This is a genomic window from Microcoleus sp. Pol7_B2, assembly GCF_036701035.1.
Taxonomy (GTDB): domain Bacteria; phylum Cyanobacteriota; class Cyanobacteriia; order Cyanobacteriales; family Microcoleaceae; genus Microcoleus.
The window spans coordinates 1-3,693 of the sequence record NZ_JAUBQB010000161.1 but is presented as its reverse complement, the minus strand read 5'-3'; the positions used below and the strand labels follow the sequence as shown (position 1 = coordinate 3,693).

Below are 3,693 nucleotides of genomic sequence, written 5' to 3'. Positions count from 1 at the left end.
CATCAGTTGACGTGCCATAACTCATCACCTCTCAACAGTATCTTTATTCTATGCAACTTCATGTAAAATTGGTATAACTGCTATCCCATTGCTTACGATCTAATTCCCGTCGGAAAGTGTTACGATACTCAGTATCTAGAAATCAGAAATGCTCCTCATTGGGCAGAACCCAATGTTCAGTCTGTTCGCGAACAGTTGCGAAAAATTGTGGAAGATCCGATGCGTTTTCAGGTAGCTCACAAAGCTAAAGAGACGGCGGATTTATTTAATTGGGAAGCTGCCGCTCAAAAATTGTTAAGATTAATGCGAAAGTTGTTTTAGGATCAGAAATTATGGGACTCGAACGCAAAATGTTTAGGGGAATGTTTTCGCCCGGGGAGGTTGTACGATTGAAACAGCCTTGTTTTACTCCCGGGCGATTGTTTGAGCCAGGAAAATATAAAGCTGATGAGTTGCCGGATATCGCTTTTGATATGGGTTTGGTAGACCATTTGCCACCAGTCAAAGGCAACAGTTCAGAAAATCTCAATGTTCTGAACCCACCAGCTCAAAACCTTGAGGAATAAACTCCCGTTTGCAGTAAAAACTTCAGTCCAAAAAAATCTCCTTTGTAGTAAGGACTTTAGTGCTGAAAATTAAAATAAATAATCAAAGACTCAAGTCCTGACTGCAAAAAAGATAAAGCCAATTTAACCATTTTCTTCTATCTGGGCAATTAACTCTTTCAAAACTTGACTAGCTTTGTCGTTCTCAATCTGACAAGTTCCGGCATTTTGGTGCCCACCGCCCCCATATCTTAACATTAACTCCCCAATATTGGTTTGAGAAGTTTTGTTAAAGATTGACTTACCAACTGCGAAAACAGTATTTTGTTGTTTCAGTCCCCAAAGTACGTGAATCGATATATTGCACTCGGGGAACAAAGCGTAAATTACAAAACGATTCCCCGCATAAATCACATCTTCGTTGCGCAAATCCAAAACAACTAAATTATTATAAACTTTGGCGCACCGCTGTATTTGCTCTTTAAATTTTTCTTCTTGCTCGAAGTAGAGGTCTACTCTTTCTTTGACATCAGGAAGCTGCAAGATTTCATCGATGGTATGATTTTTGCAGTAATCGATTAACTGCATCATTAACTGATAATTGGAAACCGTAAATTCTTTAAACCTTCCCAACCCGGTTCTGGCGTCCATTATGAAGTTTAACAGCACCCATTCTTTCGGATGCAGAACCTCTTCTTGAGCAAATTGAGCGGAATCGGATTTGTCAACGGCGGCCATCATCGCCTCAGAAATATCAGGAAACTTTGCTTGACCTCCATAATATTTGTACAGTACCCTAGCCGCAGAAGCTGCATAAGGATCGATGATGTGGTTGATTTTGATTTTCTCGTGTCTGAGAGTTTCGCTAAAATGGTGATCGAAAGCTAGATGAACTCCCTCAACATAGGGTAAATTGGTGCTAATATCGTTATTTGTTATTTCGATTTTTCCATCCTGCATATCTTTAGGATGCACGAATTTAATCTCGTCGATCATATCGAGTTCTTTGAGCAAAACGGCACAGACAAGACCGTCAAAATCGCTGCGGGTGACTAATCTGTATTTTTTAGTGAGTGGCATATGTTTCTGTGATAGGGAGGAACTGATCACCAGCTAATATAACGTATTACCCGATCGCTTTCCAATATGAACGCAGACCCTTACGCTTGGATAGAGAAGGCCCTGGACACAGTTCACCGTGCCGATTGGTATCGATCGCCAGAATCGATCGAAAGTTCCCCTGGGCCGGTGGTAAAATTAGCAGGCCGTCGGCTGATTAACTTTGCCAGCAACGATTATCTGGGACTTGCCGGCCATGACAGGTTAATTCAAGCTGCTATGGCTGCAACTAAGGAATTTGGTACGGGTGCGACGGGTTCAAGGTTGGTCAGCGGACACCGCGATTTGCACCGACAGCTAGAACAAGCTATTGCTAATTTAAAACAAACTGAAGATGCTTTAGTATTCAGTTCGGGATATTTGGCGAATCTAGGGGCGATCGCATCCGTTGTCGGCAAGCGGGATTTGATATTATCTGACAAGTACAACCATTCGAGCCTGAAAAACGGAGCTATACTCAGTGGTGCAACTGCCCTAGAGTACAGTCACTGCAATCTTGAGGATTTAACGGCAAAGTTAGAGAAAAATCGCGCAAGATACCGCAAGTGTTTAATTATTACCGATAGCGTCTTTAGCATGGATGGGGACTTGTGTCCGCTACCGCAGTTGTTGGCTGTGGCCGTAACCTTTAACTGCATGGTATTAGTAGATGAAGCTCACGCTACAGGAGTTTTCGGTGCTAGCGGTGCCGGTTGTGCAGAACATTTCGGGTGTACGGGAACACCGCTGATTCAAGTGGGCACACTCAGCAAAGCTTTGGGAAGTTTAGGTGGTTACGTTGCGGGCTCTGCTGCTTTAATTGATTTTCTGCGTAATCGAGCTCCGAGTTGGATTTATACTACAGCATTGACGCCTGCTGACGCGGCGGCTGCTTTGGAAGCTGTGAGGATTGTACAGCAAGAACCAGAACGCCGAGTTCGGTTGCGAAAAAATATCGAAACTTTCAAATATTGGGCGATTACCAATCACCAATTACCAATTACCAATTCCCTCTCCCCTATTTTCAGTCTTCCGTTAAAAGATGCAGCCTCCGCTTTAACAGTCGGCAGCAAACTCAAGGAGATGGGTATTTTTGCTCCGGCGATTCGGCCTCCGACGGTAAGCGTCAGTCGAATTCGGATTTCGCTGATGGCAACTCACGAGCTCGCACACCTTCAGCAGTTGGTAGAGGCGCTGGAGGAAGTTTTGAGTTTTGAGTAAATGTTGGGTACGTCATAAGTACCTTACCCTTTGAGTAAATGTTGTGAGATGGGGAGAATTTCTACTTCTGCCTTCTGCAGCTCTAGGCTTCTGCAGCTCTAGCTTTCGGCCTTCTGCAGCTCTAGCGTTCTGCCTTTTTTTTATTGTCAAGATATCCCTATTGACTTATGGCCAATCTTATACAGGAGTTTGGTCTATCGGTCAACAACTGTAAATTTTTTGTAAATTTAGATACTTTTTGAAATTTAGCGCTATATTAGAGAAGTAGCAGGTACACCAAATTTAATATAAGGAACGTCCACCATGAACACAAATCGTCAAAACGTAAAAAAAGTAGCAGAAACCCACCGCGCTAACATTCACAAGCAACTGATGCACCGCATAGAAGTAGCGAGATCCAGTGGCAATCAAGATTTGGTTCGGGTGCTTGAAGAGGAAATGAGACAGCTTTAAAGAAGCTGCAACTAGAATTTGCCGTAGTTTGGTTTAGAGGGTTGTGCGAGAAATGCAGAATTCCGGCAACCGCTACCTGTGAACTTGTGACTCCTCTGTTAGTTGGTAGGAAAAACCCCGGTTTCTTGAAGAAACCGGGATTTTTTATTGAGAAGGAAGAAGAAAGAAGGAAGAAGAAAGAAGGAAGAGGGAACACTCATGCACGCACAAACTCTATCTTTAGGGTGCGCCTCAGCCCACAGAGTCTGTACCAATAGCGGATTGAACCATTCATTTTTTGCGTAAGTTCTGAAGTCAGAACGTAAGGATTCAGGTCTGAAAGAGGGGAATAAGCTCAGGCCGAGCCAAGTGACAAGAATGGGCCTCTAGAGCCTCA

General features: G+C 43.5%; 4 protein-coding genes. 3 read left to right on the top strand and 1 reads right to left on the bottom strand.

All coding sequences use genetic code 11. From position 1 onward, the window contains the following. The first annotated feature begins 332 nt into the window (after window positions 1-332). Complete coding sequence (locus tag QUA57_RS28200) at window positions 333-566, top strand: hypothetical protein (protein ID WP_333065089.1); 234 nt, start codon at window positions 333-335, stop codon at window positions 564-566. 123 nt (window positions 567-689) lie between these two features. Here QUA57_RS28200 and QUA57_RS28195 read toward each other — a convergent pair whose 3' ends face one another. Further along, window positions 690-1,625: an exopolyphosphatase gene (locus tag QUA57_RS28195; RefSeq protein WP_333065087.1), complete on the bottom strand. Its 936-nt coding sequence runs from the start codon at window positions 1,623-1,625 to the stop codon at window positions 690-692. Between the two features lie 66 nt (window positions 1,626-1,691). Between QUA57_RS28195 and bioF the strand changes: the two genes are divergently transcribed. Both bioF and pirA read left to right on the top strand, forming a co-directional pair. After that, complete coding sequence (bioF, locus tag QUA57_RS28190) at window positions 1,692-2,864, top strand: 8-amino-7-oxononanoate synthase (RefSeq protein WP_333065085.1); 1,173 nt, start codon at window positions 1,692-1,694, stop codon at window positions 2,862-2,864. A 303-nt stretch (window positions 2,865-3,167) separates the two neighbouring features. Beyond that, entirely contained in the window at window positions 3,168-3,317 is a 150-nt protein-coding gene (gene pirA, locus QUA57_RS28185) for an arginine synthesis PII-interacting regulator PirA (protein WP_172185012.1), read from the top strand. The last annotated feature ends 376 nt before the right edge of the window (window positions 3,318-3,693 follow it).